This is a genomic window from Alteromonas sp. ABH4_452 (genome assembly GCF_056311825.1).
This window is the reverse complement of the sequence record NZ_CM149973.1, coordinates 1,859,487-1,876,277: the sequence shown is the minus strand read 5'-3', so window position 1 is coordinate 1,876,277 and position 16,791 is coordinate 1,859,487. Positions and strand designations below refer to the sequence as shown.

The 16,791-nt window shown below is 46.2% G+C and carries 15 protein-coding genes; 1 reads left to right on the top strand and 14 read right to left on the bottom strand.

Going from position 1 to position 16,791, the window contains the following annotated elements:
• Positions 1–4: 4 nt before the first annotated feature.
• From ACYX4N_RS07945 to trmJ, 10 genes are all read right to left on the bottom strand, one after another.
• Positions 5–1,222: an aminotransferase class V-fold PLP-dependent enzyme gene (locus ACYX4N_RS07945; RefSeq protein WP_476056190.1), complete on the bottom strand. Its 1,218-nt coding sequence runs from the start codon at positions 1,220–1,222 to the stop codon at positions 5–7.
• The gene (gene sufD / locus ACYX4N_RS07940) at positions 1,219–2,475 is read right to left on the bottom strand and encodes a Fe-S cluster assembly protein SufD (protein ID WP_476056189.1); all 1,257 of its coding nucleotides are present in this window, start codon (positions 2,473–2,475) and stop codon (positions 1,219–1,221) included. The genes ACYX4N_RS07945 and sufD overlap by 4 nt, the downstream gene beginning before the upstream one ends.
• Positions 2,472–3,233, bottom strand: coding sequence for a Fe-S cluster assembly ATPase SufC (sufC, locus tag ACYX4N_RS07935; RefSeq protein ID WP_476056188.1), 762 nt, complete (start codon positions 3,231–3,233; stop codon positions 2,472–2,474). The genes sufD and sufC overlap by 4 nt, the downstream gene beginning before the upstream one ends.
• Positions 3,234–3,236: 3 nt before the next feature.
• The gene (gene sufB / locus ACYX4N_RS07930; protein WP_269917414.1) at positions 3,237–4,673 is read right to left on the bottom strand and encodes a Fe-S cluster assembly protein SufB; all 1,437 of its coding nucleotides are present in this window, start codon (positions 4,671–4,673) and stop codon (positions 3,237–3,239) included.
• A gap of 466 nt (positions 4,674–5,139) precedes the next feature.
• Positions 5,140–6,306, bottom strand: a complete 1,167-nt coding sequence (locus tag ACYX4N_RS07925) for an IscS subfamily cysteine desulfurase (protein WP_476056187.1) — start codon at positions 6,304–6,306, stop codon at positions 5,140–5,142.
• A gap of 18 nt (positions 6,307–6,324) precedes the next feature.
• Positions 6,325–6,810, bottom strand: a complete 486-nt coding sequence (gene iscR, locus ACYX4N_RS07920) for a Fe-S cluster assembly transcriptional regulator IscR (protein WP_179984062.1) — start codon at positions 6,808–6,810, stop codon at positions 6,325–6,327.
• Between the two features lie 247 nt (positions 6,811–7,057).
• Positions 7,058–7,969 (bottom strand): alpha/beta fold hydrolase, encoded by a 912-nt coding sequence (locus tag ACYX4N_RS07915; protein WP_476056186.1) that lies wholly within the window; start codon positions 7,967–7,969, stop codon positions 7,058–7,060.
• A gap of 49 nt (positions 7,970–8,018) precedes the next feature.
• Complete coding sequence (locus tag ACYX4N_RS07910; protein WP_476056185.1) at positions 8,019–9,482, bottom strand: flavin-containing monooxygenase; 1,464 nt, start codon at positions 9,480–9,482, stop codon at positions 8,019–8,021.
• 153 nt (positions 9,483–9,635) lie between these two features.
• The gene (cysE, locus tag ACYX4N_RS07905; protein WP_474805688.1) at positions 9,636–10,460 is read right to left on the bottom strand and encodes a serine O-acetyltransferase; all 825 of its coding nucleotides are present in this window, start codon (positions 10,458–10,460) and stop codon (positions 9,636–9,638) included.
• A gap of 5 nt (positions 10,461–10,465) precedes the next feature.
• The gene (gene trmJ, locus ACYX4N_RS07900) at positions 10,466–11,230 is read right to left on the bottom strand and encodes a tRNA (cytosine(32)/uridine(32)-2'-O)-methyltransferase TrmJ (protein ID WP_476056184.1); all 765 of its coding nucleotides are present in this window, start codon (positions 11,228–11,230) and stop codon (positions 10,466–10,468) included.
• A gap of 254 nt (positions 11,231–11,484) precedes the next feature.
• Between trmJ and suhB the strand changes: the two genes are divergently transcribed.
• A complete protein-coding gene (suhB, locus tag ACYX4N_RS07895; protein ID WP_474855407.1) occupies positions 11,485–12,261 on the top strand; it encodes an inositol-1-monophosphatase in 777 nt (258 codons plus the stop codon).
• A 173-nt stretch (positions 12,262–12,434) separates the two neighbouring features.
• Here suhB and secF read toward each other — a convergent pair whose 3' ends face one another.
• The 4 genes from secF to tgt are packed head-to-tail and all read right to left on the bottom strand — an operon-like array spanning position 12,435 to position 16,759.
• Positions 12,435–13,376 (bottom strand): protein translocase subunit SecF, encoded by a 942-nt coding sequence (gene secF, locus ACYX4N_RS07890; RefSeq protein ID WP_474805681.1) that lies wholly within the window; start codon positions 13,374–13,376, stop codon positions 12,435–12,437.
• Positions 13,377–13,386: 10 nt separating this feature from the next.
• Positions 13,387–15,231, bottom strand: a complete 1,845-nt coding sequence (gene secD / locus ACYX4N_RS07885; protein ID WP_179984070.1) for a protein translocase subunit SecD — start codon at positions 15,229–15,231, stop codon at positions 13,387–13,389.
• Positions 15,232–15,286: 55 nt separating this feature from the next.
• Positions 15,287–15,622, bottom strand: coding sequence for a preprotein translocase subunit YajC (gene yajC, locus ACYX4N_RS07880; RefSeq protein ID WP_390607436.1), 336 nt, complete (start codon positions 15,620–15,622; stop codon positions 15,287–15,289).
• A 24-nt stretch (positions 15,623–15,646) separates the two neighbouring features.
• The gene (gene tgt / locus ACYX4N_RS07875) at positions 15,647–16,759 is read right to left on the bottom strand and encodes a tRNA guanosine(34) transglycosylase Tgt (RefSeq protein ID WP_014950189.1); all 1,113 of its coding nucleotides are present in this window, start codon (positions 16,757–16,759) and stop codon (positions 15,647–15,649) included.
• Between the last annotated feature and the right edge of the window lie 32 nt (positions 16,760–16,791).

Here is a 16,791-nt window from a genome sequence, read left to right as displayed (position 1 = left end):
CTCCTTAGGCCAACATCATTTTTGCTTTCTTGAGCGCAGCGAATAAGCTGTCTACTTCTTCAAGCGTATTATAAATTGAGAACGACGCACGGGCAGTACCCGGAATACCAAAGCGTTTCATTAGCGGTTGTGCACAGTTATCACCGGTACGAATTGCCACGCCTTGTCTATCCAGAATAAAGCCAACGTCTGCAGGGTGAGCGCCATCAAGTAGGAAGCTCAGCACCCCTACTTTATTAGGAGCAGTACCAATGATACGCATGCCGTCAAGCGCTTCAGCTTGCTGGGTAGCGTAGGCAAGCAGCTTCTGCTCGTGCGCGTGCAGCGCATTAATATCAAGGGCACTAAACCAATCTACTGCTGCCCCCATACCTATGGCGCCAGCAATGTTAGGCGTGCCAGCTTCTAAGCGGTTTGGTAATGCACCCCATGTAGCTTCATGGTAAGTCACGTCTTTGATCATCTCGCCGCCTACCTGCCATACTGGCCAGGTTTCAAGCACTTCTTTTTTGCCCCACAAGCAGCCTATACCCGTTGGACCAAATAGTTTATGGCCAGAAAACGCGTAAAAATCACAACCAATATCTTGTACGTCAACGCCGCCGTGTGCAATGCCCTGAGCGCCATCAACTAATACCCATGCGCCAACTGCTTTCGCTTTTTGGGTAAGTGTCTTAATTGGGTTAACCGTGCCTAACGCATTCGATACATGGGGAAAAGCCACCAGCTTAGTGTTTTCAGACAGCAATCTGTCGAACGCTTCAACATCAAGCTCACCACTATCGAAAATAGGCACAACGTTTAACGTTGCCCCCGAGCGGCGGCAAGCTTGCTGCCAAGTCACTAAGTTAGCGTGGTGCTCCAGCTCGGTCACCATCACTTCATCGCCTTCAGTAAGTAGCTGACTTAAACCATTAGCGACAATATTAATAGCTTCGGTGGTACCGGCAGTCCAAATGACTTCTTCGCGAACGTTAGCGTTAATAAACGTAGCAACGCTGGTACGTGCATTTTCGTAGCGGCGCGTGGCTTCATCGGATAAATGATGCGCTCCGCGGTGCACGTTTGCGTTCGTACCCGTGTAAAAATCTACCAAGGCGTCAATCACCGCCTGTGGTTTTTGTGTTGTTGCCGCGTTATCGAGGTATACCAGCGGTTTGCCGTCTACCGTTTTCGATAAAATAGGAAACTGGGCACGAAGTGCTGCAACGTCTAAACTCATTTCACCTCCATCTGGGCGAAACGCTCGCTTAAGATAGGCGCAAGCCACTCACGTACTGCTACGTTTGGCACATCGTTGATAAGCTCTTGGATAAAACCGAAGTTCAGCATAACTAGTGCTTTACTACGCGAAATACCACGAGTAAGCATGTAATACAGCGCTTCTTCTTCAATCTCTGCCACAGTCGCACCATGGGCACATTTCACGTCGTCAGCATAAATCTCTAGTTCAGGCTTGGTATTAATGACGCCTCGGCGAGATAGCAATAGATTGCGGTTATTAAGCTCAGCAAGTGTTTTTTGCGCGTCACGATGAATATGAATGCGACCGTTAAATACCGCACGGGCCTTGTCACCAACTATACCGCGCGCGTTTTCTTCTGTTGTACCATTAGGCATCGCGTGCTCAATGGTTGAGTGAAGGTCGAATAGCTCGCCTTCTGCTAGAAGATAAATAGCGTTCATTTTCGCGTCAGCGAATTCACCAGCATGGTGAATATCTACGTCTAAACGAGATAGCTCACTGCCATAGCCCACCATAGTGCTGTTAAGCGTAGTGCGGTTATGAAGCTTAAAGTGGCTGCCGCCTAGCTGCTTTGCTTTGCCCGTAAACATAGCAAAACGATAGTGCTCTAGGTGTGCATCATCAGCAAGGTCATATTCAGCAAACGCTGTGGTTAAACTTTCCGTATCGCCAAAACCTTGCTCGATAACAGTAGCACTTGCGCCTTCTGCTACTTTCACTACCACGCGCGTATGAGCGTCTACATTTTGTGAAGCCATGTTCACGATGCGTACCGGCGTGTCGATTTTTACGCCTGCTTCAACACTGATAAATATACCGTGTTGGCAAAGCGCGTCGTTAACCAAACCAAACATATGACGGGTTGGCTTAACTTGACCGTAGACACTGTTAATAGCTTGCTGCGTAGCTGCATCGTCGGTATTAAGCGACGTAATTGTCATGCCAGCAGGCACGTTCAAGGTGTTTACTTGCGTTACCAATACACCATCAACGAAAATTAAGTCGATAGCATTCAGGTTTTCTATTGCTGGAACTGGCAGGCTGTCTGCTTGAACAGCTTGTTTCGCTTCACGCTTTTCTACAGGCGTGAGCGGCGTAAAACGCCAGCTCTCGCTTCTACGCGCTGGCCAGCCGTCAGCTTTTAACTGTGTTAAGGCCTGTTGACGCACGGGCGATAAATAATCGTCCCGCTGTGCGCTATCAATGACCTGTTCTAGCCATTGACTCATGCCTCAGCCTCCTCGTACGCCTTACCTAAAAATGCATAACCGCTCTTCTCTACTTCTAGTGCAAGTGAAGCGTCGCCGCTTTTCACGATTTTGCCGTCAGCAAGAATGTGCACAAAATCAGGCTTAATGTAGTCAAGAAGACGCTGATAGTGAGTAACAACGATGAAGCTACGCTCGCCGTCGCGCTGGCTGTTAACGCCATCTGCAACAACCTGTAACGCATCAACGTCAAGGCCTGAATCAGATTCATCTAGAATGCAAAGCTTTGGCTCTAGCAAAATCATTTGCATGATTTCGTTACGCTTCTTCTCACCACCAGAGAAACCTTCGTTCACACCACGCTTTAGGAAGTCTAGTGGAAGCTGAACTTGCTTACAGGCTTCTTTAGCTTTTTTAAGGAACTCAGCAGCCGATAGAGGCTCTTCGCCACGCTCTTCGCGCATAGCGTTTACCGACTCTTTCATAAATTCCATGTTGCTAACGCCAGGAATTTCTACTGGATATTGGAATGCAAGGAAAAGGCCTTCGCGGGCACGCTCTTCCACTTCAAGCTCAAGTAGGTCTTTGCCATTAAGCATGGCTTCGCCTTCGCTGACTTCATAACCGTCACGGCCAGATAGCACGTAACCTAGTGTACTTTTACCGGCTCCGTTGGGACCCATGATAGCGTGTACTTCACCAGGTCTAACTTCAAGGTTAAGACCTTTAATGATGTTTTTCTCTTCCACGCTGGCATGTAAATTCTTGATACTAAGCATTGATTACCCCACTGAACCTTCAAGACTAATTTCGAGCAGCTTGCCGGCTTCTACGGCAAATTCCATTGGCAGCTCTTTGAATACTTCTTTACAGAAACCGTTAACGATCATAGAAACGGCTTTCTCTGTGTCTAAGCCACGTTGCTGACACAAAAATAATTGTTCGTCGCTCACCTTCGATGTTGTTGCTTCGTGCTCAACAATAGCGGAAGGATTACGGCTTTCTATATACGGGAACGTATGCGCGCCACACTTGTCACCGATAAGTAACGAGTCACACTCGGTGAAGTTACGTGCACCGTCTGCACGCGGGCCCATTTGGACTAAACCACGATAGGCGTTATTGCTGTTACCCGCTGAGATACCTTTAGAGATGATGGTCGACTTGGTATTTTTACCCACGTGGATCATCTTAGTACCGGTATCAGCTTGCTGGCGACCGCGTGTTAGCGCTACTGAATAGAATTCACCTACACTGTTGTCGCCTTTAAGTACACAGCTTGGGTACTTCCACGTAACCGCAGAGCCGGTTTCTACCTGTGTCCAAGATATTTTAGCATTGGTATGCGCTACACCACGTTTTGTAACGAAGTTGTAGATACCACCTTTACCGTTCTCGTCGCCTGGATACCAGTTTTGTACCGTTGAGTACTTAATTTGGGCATCGTCCATCGCAACAAGCTCTACCACTGCCGCGTGCAGCTGGTTCTCATCGCGTTGCGGAGCAGTACAACCTTCAAGGTAGCTTACATAGCTGCCTTCATCGGCGACGATTAAGGTACGCTCGAACTGACCCGTGTTCATTTCGTTTATTCGGAAATAAGTAGAAAGCTCCATTGGGCAACGTGTGCCTTTTGGAATATAAACAAATGAACCATCAGTAAATACGGCGCTGTTTAGCGCGGCGAAATAGTTGTCAGTACGCGGAACCACTGAGCCAATGTATTTTTTAACAAGGTCTGGATATTTCTGTACTGCTTCAGAAATTGGGCAGAAAATAACGCCTGCTTCTTCAAGCTTCTCACGGAATGTTGTAACTACTGATACCGAATCGAATACCGCATCTACAGCAACGCCCGCTAGCATTTCTTGTTCGTGCAGCGGAATACCCAGTTTTTCGTAGGTGCGCAGTAACTCTGGGTCCACCTCGTCTAACGACTGAGGTTTATCTTTCATGCTCTTTGGTGCCGAGTAGTAAGAGATGGCTTGATAGTCAATTTTTGGATAGTCGACGTGCGCCCAGTCTGGCTCTTCCATCTCTAGCCATGCATGGTAAGACTTCAAGCGCCATTCAAGCATCCATTCAGGCTCGTTTTTCATTGCTGATATGCGGCGGATAACCGACTCGTCCAGGCCGCTCTCAAACGTTTCAGATTCGATTTCTGAATAGAAACCTGCATCGTACTTTCTTTCTAACGCCTGTTCGATCTGTTCACTCATGTTGGGATCTCACTTGTTTGCCTGCATTTGCTGCCACTATTCTTTCTACTCAACTGGCGAATAAATTACCCCACGGTCTTGGTAATTTATGTAAATCTTCAACTTCAACAACCTTATTTAGTTGGGCTTATCCCCCACAAAATTGTTGAAACTGCCAGTTACATGCGGACAGCCTAAAATTTTTGGTGCCGTAGTATATAATACCCGACTATTTCACTCAAATATTCAGCCACTAATTTATGGCTACTTACATGTTCTAAACGCTGCTTGAAGCTCCATTTTCTTCAAGCTCGCATTAATTTTCGTCCACATTCCCTAAAATCAATAGAATGTGTTAACACAACCCACGCCTTGTCCCGAACAATAACGCTTGCTCAAATCTACGCTCAAACGGTTGATCAGGCTCTACACTAAGCTCTGTTTTTAGCGCTTAGTCAAACACCTAGCTAAACGACTATTAAAGCGTTTAAGCAACAACCGCTTGGCGCAGTCGCGTTGTCACATCAACGACTTTGTTTACTACGTAATCAATGTCTTCTTGGGTCGTAAAACGCCCTACGCTAAAACGTATACCTGCGTGAGCCAGCTCATTACTGCGGCCAATGGCTTTTAGTACATAAGAGGGTTCTAAACTCGCTGACGTACATGCCGACCCTGAAGATACGGCAATGTCATTTAAGCCCATCATCAAGCTTTCGCCATCTACACCCGCGAAACTTACATTTAATATGCCAGGTATGCGCTGCGTGGCATGCCCGTTTAAATAAATATCGTCAAGTTGTTGCAGGCCCTGCCACAGCGATTCACGCAGCTTTAATATGCGCGCACTGTCCTCTTCCATTTTTGACGACGCCAGTGCGATGGCTTCACCCATTCCAACAATTTGATGGGTGGCTAAGGTACCTGAACGCATGCCACGCTCGTGTCCACCGCCATGAATCTGTGCTACCAAATTGATTTTAGGGCGGCGACGCACATATAAGGCCCCCATTCCTTTCGGACCATAAATCTTATGGGCTGATATAGACAGTAAATCTACGGGAAGCTCTGACAAATCAATCGCTATCTTGCCCACACTCTGCGCGCCATCTATGTGAAAAAACACGCCCTTGTCGCGACAAAGTTGTCCAATGGCTTCGATGTCTTGGATAACGCCTAGCTCGTTGTTCACGTGCATGACCGATACTAAGATAGTGTCGTCGCGTAGCGCGTTTTCGAGTTCGTTTAAATCAATTAACCCGTCTGACTGTACTTCAAGATAGGTAACATCAAAGCCCTGCTTTTCTAGGTACTCACAAGTATCCAATACCGCTTTGTGCTCGGTATTTACAGTAATAATATGCTTGCCTTTGTCAGCATAGCCTTGCGCAATACCTTTAATAGCGAGGTTATTTGACTCAGTTGCGCCCGAGGTAAAAACAATCTCTCTGGGGTCGCAATTCAGCGCGTCGCTAATTTGATTTCTAGCAACATCTACCGCTTCTTCAGCCATCCAGCCGAAGCGGTAGCTACGAGAAGCCGGATTACCAAAGTTACCTTCAAGCGTTAAGCATTTTGCCATCGCCTCGGCCACACTTGGGTCTACCGGGGTCGTTGCTGCGTAATCTAAGTAAATGGGTGTTGATAAAGCCATGCGTTGCTTAATACCAATTTAAAGTTGAATACTGACTTCTATATCTTTAGTGATATGACGAAGTGATGCATTACCGTCCTGACGACCGGCCACTTCCTGTACATCGCGCTTAGCCATTAATTCACCAAGCGTGATCGAATTCAAAAATGCGGCAATACGGTCGCTTAGGTCTTGCCATAAGCTATGGGTTAAACAACGATCGCCGCCTTGGCAATCGGCTTGCCCCTGACAGCGCGTAGCGTCAATGGACTCGTCGACGGCGCGAATAACTTCGCCTATCGCAATATCACTTGCTTCCCGGCCCAGCAAATAACCGCCACCGGGCCCGCGAACACTGTCTACCAGTTGTTCTTTACGCAGCCGAGAAAATAGCTGCTCTAAGTAAGATAAGGAAATTTCTTGTCGTTCTGAAATATCGGCAAGAGGCACTGGACCACGCTTTGAGTGCAAAGCGACATCAAGCATTGCGGTAACCGCATAGCGCCCTTTAGAAGTGAGTTTCATTGGATTCTCCCGCCGTTTTGTAGTGCGGGAATTTTCACATACCCGACTAAAATGGTCAAGTATAAGACCTAGTAAACTAGTCAGGTATTATTGATGCGTGTAATCGCTTTTGTACATCAAGGGTTTTGTTTCGTTTCAGCCCCATCAAAATAAGCGCTTATAGGCGCTAAATTTGCGTGGTATCTCTTGTCCTAAATGCTAAGGGATCGTTTATTCTTCAGGTGAAAAATCACGTCGACCAGCAGCGCTACTTGTTTGCATGCAGGTGTATATGAGCAAGGATACTATCTGCTATCCGATGTGATTGAATAGTATCTATTTGATGGCGCAACCCGCGCAATACTTGATGTTTAGCACCTGATATCGCTCTGGCTGTTGCAACACCGCCACTGGGGTGCACCATGTGATCAACATCTCCGTGTATCACCAATGTCGGTGCTTTTACATTTTGAAGCATTGACGTTCGATCACCTGATTTAATGATTGCACCAATTTGCCGAAACAGGGCTTTTGCATCACTCTTACCACCATTGCGCTGCCATGCTAATTTCGCATACTGGTGCCATTGATTTATTGCATCTTCTGCCGCCGCATCGCCTATATGGGTCATCATAGCTTCATAATTTCTAACCGCGTCATTTTCGCTTACTGGAGCTTTTGCTCTTGCTAAACGCCATAGCGTTGAATACGATGGCTGACCAACTTTTCGGCTCCCAGTGGTAGAGAAAATAGACGTCATAGATTGCACTTTTTCGGGGTAAAGGCTCGCGAGAGTTTGCGCAATCATCCCTCCCATGGACATTCCAGCAACATGTGCGCTTTCAATATTTAGCGCCTCCAAAAGCTGGGCAGTATCTTCAGCCATGCGCTCCAGTCCGTAAGCCCCGCTAGGAGCCTTGCCTATTAGTTGCTGAAGAAGTGAAGGATGCGGTGTGTCGCTGCGTACTGACCGTCCCGCATCACGATTGTCAAAGCAAATAACGCGAAATCCACTAGCAACTAAACGCTCAATAAGCGCGTTTGGCCAATAAACTAACTGAAGACCTAAACCCGCAATAAGTACAATGGTATCGGTATTTCCGACACCATGTTCGGCATAGCAAAACCTATCACCGCTTTTAAGCATTACGTATTGCTCATGATGCTGGGCTAAACTCATTTAAAGCTCTCTTGATTTAATAAAAGAAAGTGTGCGTCTATTGAAATTTCTATTCAAACTTAAGAGCTGGATCGTCTACACGACCTTTCCGAAAAATCTTCACATCTTGTGCATAATTAAACGACATAGACCAAGGAAAGTGCATGCCTTGACGTGGCAACTGTTCTAACGAGCGCTGGATGTAGCCAGCGCCAAAGTTTAACAACGGCTGTGTTTCTATATGTGGATCTGCTATAGGTGTACACTGTGTAAAGCCGTGCTCTTCCATATGATTGAGCAATCGCGTGAAATGTTCACATAGAAGGCCAATTTTTAGTGTCCACGATGAAGCTGTATAGCCCACCGCAATAGCAAAATTAGGTACGCCACTGAGTAACATACCTTTATACGTGATGCATTCTGGAAGCGAAACAGCTTCACCATCAATTTTTGGTACTATCCCTCCTAAAGGCAGAAGGTTTAAACCAGTGGCTGTCACTATAATATCTGCTTCAATATGCTGGCCCGAATCAAGTTTAATGCCCGTTTCAGTAAACGTTTCTATAGTATCTGTTGCAACCGACGCCTTACCTTTCGAAATTGACTCGAATAAATCTCCACCCGGAACTGCACACAGTCGCTGCTCCCAAGGATTGTAAGGAGGGTTAAAGTGTATATCTACTGGATACCCTTCGGGTAACATTTTTGCATTAAGACTGCGTATTATTTTGCGCGCACGATGTGGAAAGCGCTGACAAAACGCGTACACCCAACGCTGTTTCGCTATGTTAAACCAACGCGCAGCTTTAAACGCTGTATCCTCGCTAAACCACGCGCGTAAATGTTTTGCGATTGGGTCATCTACGGGAACAGGCAAGACGTAGGATGGCGTTCTTTGCAGCATAGTCACGTGCGATGCGCTTTTCGCTAGAGCGGGAACCAGCGTTACCGCCGTTGCACCGCTTCCGATTACCACTACGCGTTTGTTTTCGTATTCCAGATCTTCAGGCCAATGCTGTGGATGTACAATCTGACCGTTAAATTGTGATTGCCCTTTGAAATTCGGTGCATAACCTTTATCGTATCGATAATAACCAGAAGCGTTAAATATCCATCTAGCGGCAATGTGCTCATTCTGCCCACTTTCTTCTGACTTTAACGTAACCCGCCAATAGTTTTTATCGCTTTGCCAATTTATATCTACCACACGAGTTAAAAAACGTATGCGCTCTTTAATACCGTTTTCAGCCGCAGTTTCTTCAACATAAGCCTTTATTGAACGACCATCAGCAATGGCCTTTTTCTCTTTCCAAGGTTTGAATTCGTAGCCAAAGGTGAATAAATCAGAATCTGAGCGTATTCCCGGGTATTTGAATAAGTCCCATGTGCCGCCCAAATCACCGCGGGCTTCTATAATAGAATATGAAAGGTCAGGACATTTTTTTTGAATGTGGTAGGCGCAGCCGATACCCGAAATACCCGCTCCTACGATCAAAACGTCTAAAAGTGGTAACTCGCTCTGCATAACATCCATGAAAAGTCATAAATAACATTATCACAATGTATGTTGGAGTCTTACGCGAGTCAACAATGATGTTAAATTATTGTAAATGCAGACTTTTAATCACTGTTGTAGTGTGGTGGCGGACTATCTGTAGCCCTATTAGAATCAAATAGGGCTTAAGTTTTAAATTGCTGGGTCGAAGGAAGAGTGGGCTTTTTCGCGCTCTTGAGTCTCGGTTAAATCAAAGCCCGTATCCGCGAAATCTTCAGCGCTAATGTTGTGTAAATTATCGGTACACACATCGCCACCCAATGACTGAATGACCTTGCACATCTCTTCTACTTTCGTATCCATTTGATGCATGTGCTCTAGCATAACTCCCATAGCATTGGCCACCGGATCAGGGTTATCTGGCGCGACTGCATAGGCATCAAAACCATATTTCTGAGCAATTTTATCGCGCTGAGGATTTACCGTGGCATTCGACTCTCTTTGCTTAGAAATAATGATACGACCGGGAATGCCAACTGCTGTAGCGCCGTCTGGAATATCTTTAACAACTACAGAATTGGACCCTACTTTGGCGTTTTCACCAATGGTAATCGGCCCTAAGACTTTAGCCCCCGCCCCCACGACTGCGCCGTTTTTAAGGGTTGGATGGCGCTTGCCGGCTTTCCAGCTAGTACCGCCAAGAGTCACCCCATGGTATAGAGTAACATCATTGCCAATTTCTGCGGTTTCACCGATAACTACGCCCATACCGTGGTCGATAAATACCCGGCGTCCCAACGTTGCCCCTGGATGAATTTCAATGCCCGTAAGCCAACGACTAAACGTTGATAAAGTACGTGCCAACCATTTCCATTCTGCCTTCCACAATTTGTGACTAATTCGATGCAGCCACACTGCATGAAGGCCAGGATAGTTGGTTAGCACTTCAAAGGTATTTCTGGCCGCAGGGTCGCGATGAAAAACACCTTGAATATCATCTTTTATACGGGCGAACATAGTGTTTACTCTTTTTCTTCTATCGCTGGTGCAGGGTCTGCATCGCCTGAGTTAGCATTCTTCACCGATTTATCGATAGACGCCAATATACCGCGTAATATATTAAGCTCTTGAGACTCAGGGCGTGCTCGGTTAAACAAGCGGCGTAGCTTAGTCATTACCACACCTGGGTGGCTTTTACGTATAAAAGACGTGCCTTCCAGCGTGCTTTCCAAATGCGTATAAAAACGCTCTAAATCATCATTTAGTGGATATTCTTCTTCAACGCTTGGGTATGTTTCGCGATTAAGATAGGCCATGCGAATTTCATAACAAAGGGTTTGCACTGCTGCTGCTAAATTAAGTGAGCTGTATTCAGGGTTGGCTGGAATACACATATGGAAGTGACACTGCTGCAGCTCTTCATTAGTTAAACCACTGTTCTCACGCCCAAACACCAAAGCTACCGGATACTTTTCTACTTCTTGGACCAGCTTCTCGCCGCAGTCGCGCGGGCCTAACATCGGCCATGAATGAGTGCGAGAGCGTGCAGACGTCCCTACTACCAAGCCACAGTCTTTAACTGCCTCTTCCAGCGTGCTTACAATTTTCGCGTTAGCAAGCACATCACCTGCCCCTGCCGCCAATGCACTGGCTTGGCCGTCTGGCTCATTTACTGGGTCGACAAGATATAAGCTGCTCAGCCCCATGGTTTTCATAGCTCTTGCTGTCGAGCCGATGTTTCCCGTGTGAGACGTGTTAACTAAAATAATGCGAATATTCTCGAGCATGCGTGTAATACCTACGTACTTTTTGGATAGCGTCTTTAATTCGATAATATGCGGTTTTGTCGCACTATCTTTTAGACCTTAATGGCGTGAAGTTTAACACAGCGGCAGTATAGATGGCTATTCACGCTATTGTGCTGGGAATTCATTTGCATCGTGCATAGATTCTGGTAGACTCCGCCCGTTTTCGAAAGCAACTAGCTATTTTTTATACAGCTAGTTTGTTTCATTGGTCTTTTACAATTGGTGGTTTATCTATGCATCCTATGCTGAATATTGCGGTGCGCGCTGCGCGTGCGGCTGGAACAGTTATTGTTCGTGGTTTTGAAAAACATAATGAAGTAGCGACAGAGTCAAAAGGCTTAAACGACTTCGTTACTCAAGTTGATAAAGAAGCAGAACAAGCAATTATTGCCAAAATTCAGCAGTCTTACCCGAACCATTGCTTCCTAGGTGAAGAAGCGGGTGAAGTTCTAGGTACAGAAACTGACTATCAGTGGATTATCGATCCACTAGATGGCACCACTAATTTTGTAAAAGGCATTCCTCACTTTGCCGTTTCAATTGCACTTCTTCACAAAGGTCGTCTAGACCAAGCGGTTGTTTTCGACCCAATTCGCAGCGAATTATTTACCGCAAGCCGTGGTCAAGGTGCACAGCTAAACGGCTACCGTATTCGTGCTTCTAAACCACGTGATCTTACTGAAACCATTATTGCTACTGGCCTGCCTTTCAAAAACAAAGCTCAGTTTGGCGAATACGCTTTAAGCCTAAACAAGATTTTCCACGAAGTGGGTGATATTCGCCGCGCAGGTAGCGCAGCACTAGACCTTGCTTACGTTGCAGCTGGCCGCCACGACGGTTACTGGGAGCGCGGCATTAAATCTTGGGATATCGCAGCAGGTGAACTTATTGTTCGAGAAGCCGGCGGTTTGGTAACAGACTTTAAAGGCGGAAACGATCCGCTTCACAAAGGCGAAATTGTTGCAGGTAGCGTGAAGGTTGTTCAAGGCCTAGTTAAGCACCTTAAGTAAGAAGCATCTTAAATAAGAAGCACCTTAAGTAAGAATTTGCTACGCAGATTGGGACTGAACCCACATTAGAACATTAAGTGAAGGCGCTATTAACGGCGCCTTTTTTGTGAACGTTAGGCATAAAAAAAACCGCATCATAGATGCGGCTTTTTGTACGTATCACGAAGATAGGACTAAGGCATAGGATCTAAATCTGCGCCTTCCTTTTCTACTTGTGGTGGCATTAGGTCTTCTTTACTAATACCCAATGCAAGTGCCACTGAACTTGCAATATACACTGATGAGTAAGTACCTACCACTACACCAAACAGCAATGCTGTTGCAAATCCGTGAATTAGTGCACCACCCTTGTAGAATAATGCGACCAATACCAACACCGTGGTTAATGAGGTGATAATAGTACGGTTTAGGGTTTGCGTTAGCGAGATATTGATAATTTCAACAGGCTCACCTTTACGAATTTTGCGGAAGTTCTCACGAATACGGTCACAAACAACAATAGTATCGTTAAGTGAATAACCAATTACCGCGAGTACCGCTGCAAGTACAGTAAGGTCAAATTCGATTTGAAGTACCGAAAATAAACCTAGCGTAAGGATAACGTCGTGAGCAAGCGCCGAAACCGACCCTAAAGCAAATCGCCATTCAAATCGCATGGCTACGTATACTAAGATACACAGTAGGGCCACTAGCATCGCGAGGCCGCCCTGCTCGGTAAGTTCTTCACCAACGTTAGGCCCTACAAATTCGATACGACGCATATCAACCGCAGTACCGTCAGCACGCAGTGCCTCTAGTACCTGCTCACCAATAGTCACAGCTTTAACACCATCACGTGGCGCTATACGTATCAATACGTCTTGGCTGCTTCCAAAGTTTTGCACGATAGCATCTTCGAAGTTCGATTCATTAAGCTGAACACGAATGCCTTCTAAATCGGCTGCGTCTTCATAGCCAACTTCAATAAGCGTACCGCCTGTGAAGTCTAAACCCCAGTTAAGGCTATTGACACCTAAAGAAACGAACGAGCCGATAATAAGTATTGTCGACAGCACCATCGCAGGAATGCGCAGGCGCATGAAATTAACGGTTTCGGATAATTTTAATAACTGCATTTTTTACTCCTTAAATCGCTAATTTCTCTAGACGTTTACCACCCCATACTGCGTTAACAATAACGCGAGTAACTAAGATAGCGGTAAACATAGACGTTGCGATACCAATCATTAGCGTAATAGAGAAGCCTTTGATTGGGCCGGTACCCACTGCAAACAGAATTAGACCAGCAAGGAAAGTAGTGATATTCGCATCCAAGATGGTGGAGAACGCGCTGTCGTAACCTTGATGGATGGCTTGTTGTGGACTGCGACCGTCACGAAGCTCTTCTCGAATACGCTCGAAAATTAGCACGTTTGCATCCACCGCCATACCGACGGTTAGTACAATACCTGCCATACCCGGAAGCGTAAGTGTCGCACCAGGGATCATAGACATAATGCCTACAATCATGACTAGGTTTGTAATAAGCGCGATGTTGGCTACCACGCCAAAGGCTTTGTAGTAAATTAACATGAAAACAAGTACCGCAGCCAAACCATACATGATGGCTTGCATACCCAGTTCAATGTTTTCTTTACCCAAGCTTGGTCCAACCGTACGCTCTTCAACGATTTGAATAGGCGCAATAAGTGCACCCGCACGAAGTAGTAACGCTAAATCACGCGCTTCTTTCGGTGAATCAAGACCTGTAATTTGGAATTTGCTGCCAAGCTGCGCACGAATGGTGGCAACTGAGATAACTTGCTCATGCTTTTCAAATACAAGCTTACCGTCGTCATTTCTCTCACCGGTAGATTTGTACTCGATAAAGACCGTAGCCATTGGCTTACCAATGTTGCCGCGGGTTGAGCGAGACATTTTGTTACCGCCTTCAGAATCTAGCGAGATGTTTACGTTTGGAAGACCATATTCATCAACACCGCTATTCGCATCAATAATGTGGCTACCAGTAAGCATAATGCGCTTTTCAAGCAGCTGTGGAATGCCCTGCTGATCTTCTATCACCTGAGAGCCAGGAGGAACGCGACCGTTTAATGCGTCACGGATGTCGTTCTTCTGGTCCACCATGCGAAATTCTAGGGTCGCCGTCGCGTTTAGAATTTCTTTCGCGCGAGCGGTGTCTTGAATACCTGGAAGCTGTACAACAATGCGGTCAGCACCTTGCTTTTGAACAAGCGGTTCAGCAACACCAAGTTGGTTAACACGGTTACGAATAATAGTGATGTTTTGCTTAACTGCGTTGTCGCGAATTTCTTGAAGCTTACTTTCAGCAAAAATAGCGCGAAGTGTTAAATCGTCGACCTGGTTAAAGGTAAGGTCGCGACTTTGGTTACGCAAAAAGAACTCTGCCTTGTCTAGCGCGTCTTCATCGCGAAAAGTAATGTCGATATGATCGTCTACCTGTTTTACACCGCGATAGCGAATGCCTTCTTCGCGCAGTGAGGTACGAAAACCACTTTCTGCATCTTCAAGAGACTTGGTAATCACTTCTGTCATGTCCACTTCCATTAAGAAGTGAACACCACCGCGAAGGTCAAGACCTAGCTTCATCGGGGCGCCGCCTAAACCTTCAAGCCACTCTGGCGTGTCCGGAGCAAGGTTCATAGCAACGTAATAATCATCGCCAAGGGCTTTTTCTAATGTTTCGCGAGTAACTAGCTGGGTGTCTGAATCAGAAACGCGAACTAAAATTTGTTCACCTTCAAATTCAACACGCTTTGGAGAGATGTTTTTTTCGCTTAGCGCGGCTTTCACTTGTTCAACAGTGGCATCTGTCACCACGGCATCACGGCCTGCTGAGATTTGTACGGCGTGGTCTTCACCGTAAATGTTAGGAAGCGCATAAAGTGCACACACTGCAACAACAATGAGTGCACTCAGTACTTTCCAAATAGAGTTTTTGTTTAGCACTGGATAATCCTTTCGTGCCAGTACCGGGAAGCGTCCCGGCCCCGGCTATTGTTACTTACAGTGACTTCATGGTGCCTTTAGGCAGCACAGCAGTTACTGAAGACTTCTGAACAACGATGTTGTTTGATTCGTTAAGTGCAACTTCAATGAAGTCTTTTTCTTCTGACACTTTAGTGATTTTTCCTACCAAACCACCTTGTGTTAATACTTCATCGCCTTTGCCTAGCGAAGATACTAGGTTTTTATGCTCTTTCACGCGCTTAGCCTGTGGGCGGTAAAGCAAGAAGTAAAAGATTAAACCGAATACAGCTAGCATGATGATCATTTCCATGCCACCACCTTGCGGTGCACCAGCAGACTGTGCATAAGCGTTCGAGATAAATAGGCTCATAAAATTCCCCAAATATTATCGTTGTTATAGTGCCGGAACCGGCAACCCTTTTTGTTCATAAAATTCTTGTACAAATTCGTCAAGCGTACCTGCGTCAATCGCATCGCGAAGACCCTGCATCACACGCTGATAGTAGCGAAGGTTATGGATGGTGTTTAAGCGCGCACCCAAGATTTCGTTACACTTGTCCAAATGGTGTAAATAAGAGCGAGAATAGTTTTTACAAGTGTAGCAATCACAATTCTCATCTAATGGCGAGGTGTCGTTTCTGTGTTTCGCATTGCGAATCTTCACTACGCCTTCTGTCACAAACAGGTGACCGTTTCGCGCATTACGCGTAGGCATAACACAGTCAAACATATCGATACCGCGACGCACAGACTCAACCAAATCTTCTGGTTTACCCACGCCCATAAGATAGCGAGGCTTATCCTCTGGAATCTTCGGCGCAGTATGGTCGATAATGCGGATCATGTCTTCTTTTGGCTCGCCTACTGAAAGGCCGCCAATGGCATAGCCGTCAAATCCAATAGCTTCAAGACCTGCAAGTGAGACATCACGCAGACCTTCGTACATACCGCCTTGAATAATACCAAAAAGTGCCGCCGGGTTATCACCGTGGGCTTCTTTACTACGTTTGGCCCAACGTAGCGACATTTCCATTGAAACGCGCGCTTCTTGCTCAGTGGCGGGATACGGCGTGCACTCGTCAAAAATCATTACGATGTCAGAACCCAAATCGCGCTGAACTTCCATCGACTTTTCAGGCGTAAGCAAAATCTTTTCGCCATTAATTGGAGAGCGGAACGTTACTCCTTCTTCGGTAATTTTACGCAAGTCACCCAAACTAAATACCTGGAAGCCGCCCGAGTCAGTGAGGATCGGCTTGTCCCAATTCATAAAGTCGTGCAGATCGCCGTGCTGGCGAATAATGCCAGTACCAGGGCGTAACATTAGGTGAAAGGTATTTCCAAGACAGATGTGTGCACCGCTGTCTTTTAATTCTTCAGGGGTCATTCCCTTAACAGTACCGTAAGTACCTACTGGCATGAACGCTGGCGTTTCAACAACACCGCGTTCAAACACCAAACGACCGCGTCGTGCTCGGCCTTCGGTTTTTAACAACTCAAATTGCATGTGAAAGCATTCCCACTTTTGTGCGCTTCTGC

Bases quoted from the DNA above. Each gene is read 5' to 3' on its own strand.
- ACYX4N_RS07945 (WP_476056190.1), bottom strand. From the start codon at position 1,222: ATGAGTTTAGACGTTGCAGCACTTCGTGCCCAGTTTCCTATTTTATCG.
- sufD (WP_476056189.1), bottom strand. From the start codon at position 2,475: ATGAGTCAATGGCTAGAACAGGTCATTGATAGCGCACAGCGGGACGAT.
- sufC (WP_476056188.1), bottom strand. From the start codon at position 3,233: ATGCTTAGTATCAAGAATTTACATGCCAGCGTGGAAGAGAAAAACATC.
- sufB (WP_269917414.1), bottom strand. From the start codon at position 4,673: ATGAGTGAACAGATCGAACAGGCGTTAGAAAGAAAGTACGATGCAGGT.
- ACYX4N_RS07925 (WP_476056187.1), bottom strand. From the start codon at position 6,306: ATGGCTTTATCAACACCCATTTACTTAGATTACGCAGCAACGACCCCG.
- iscR (WP_179984062.1), bottom strand. From the start codon at position 6,810: ATGAAACTCACTTCTAAAGGGCGCTATGCGGTTACCGCAATGCTTGAT.
- ACYX4N_RS07915 (WP_476056186.1), bottom strand. From the start codon at position 7,969: ATGAGTTTAGCCCAGCATCATGAGCAATACGTAATGCTTAAAAGCGGT.
- ACYX4N_RS07910 (WP_476056185.1), bottom strand. From the start codon at position 9,482: ATGGATGTTATGCAGAGCGAGTTACCACTTTTAGACGTTTTGATCGTA.
- cysE (WP_474805688.1), bottom strand. From the start codon at position 10,460: ATGTTCGCCCGTATAAAAGATGATATTCAAGGTGTTTTTCATCGCGAC.
- trmJ (WP_476056184.1), bottom strand. From the start codon at position 11,230: ATGCTCGAGAATATTCGCATTATTTTAGTTAACACGTCTCACACGGGA.
- suhB (WP_474855407.1), top strand. From the start codon at position 11,485: ATGCATCCTATGCTGAATATTGCGGTGCGCGCTGCGCGTGCGGCTGGA.
- secF (WP_474805681.1), bottom strand. From the start codon at position 13,376: ATGCAGTTATTAAAATTATCCGAAACCGTTAATTTCATGCGCCTGCGC.
- yajC (WP_390607436.1), bottom strand. From the start codon at position 15,622: ATGAGCCTATTTATCTCGAACGCTTATGCACAGTCTGCTGGTGCACCG.
- tgt (WP_014950189.1), bottom strand. From the start codon at position 16,759: ATGCAATTTGAGTTGTTAAAAACCGAAGGCCGAGCACGACGCGGTCGT.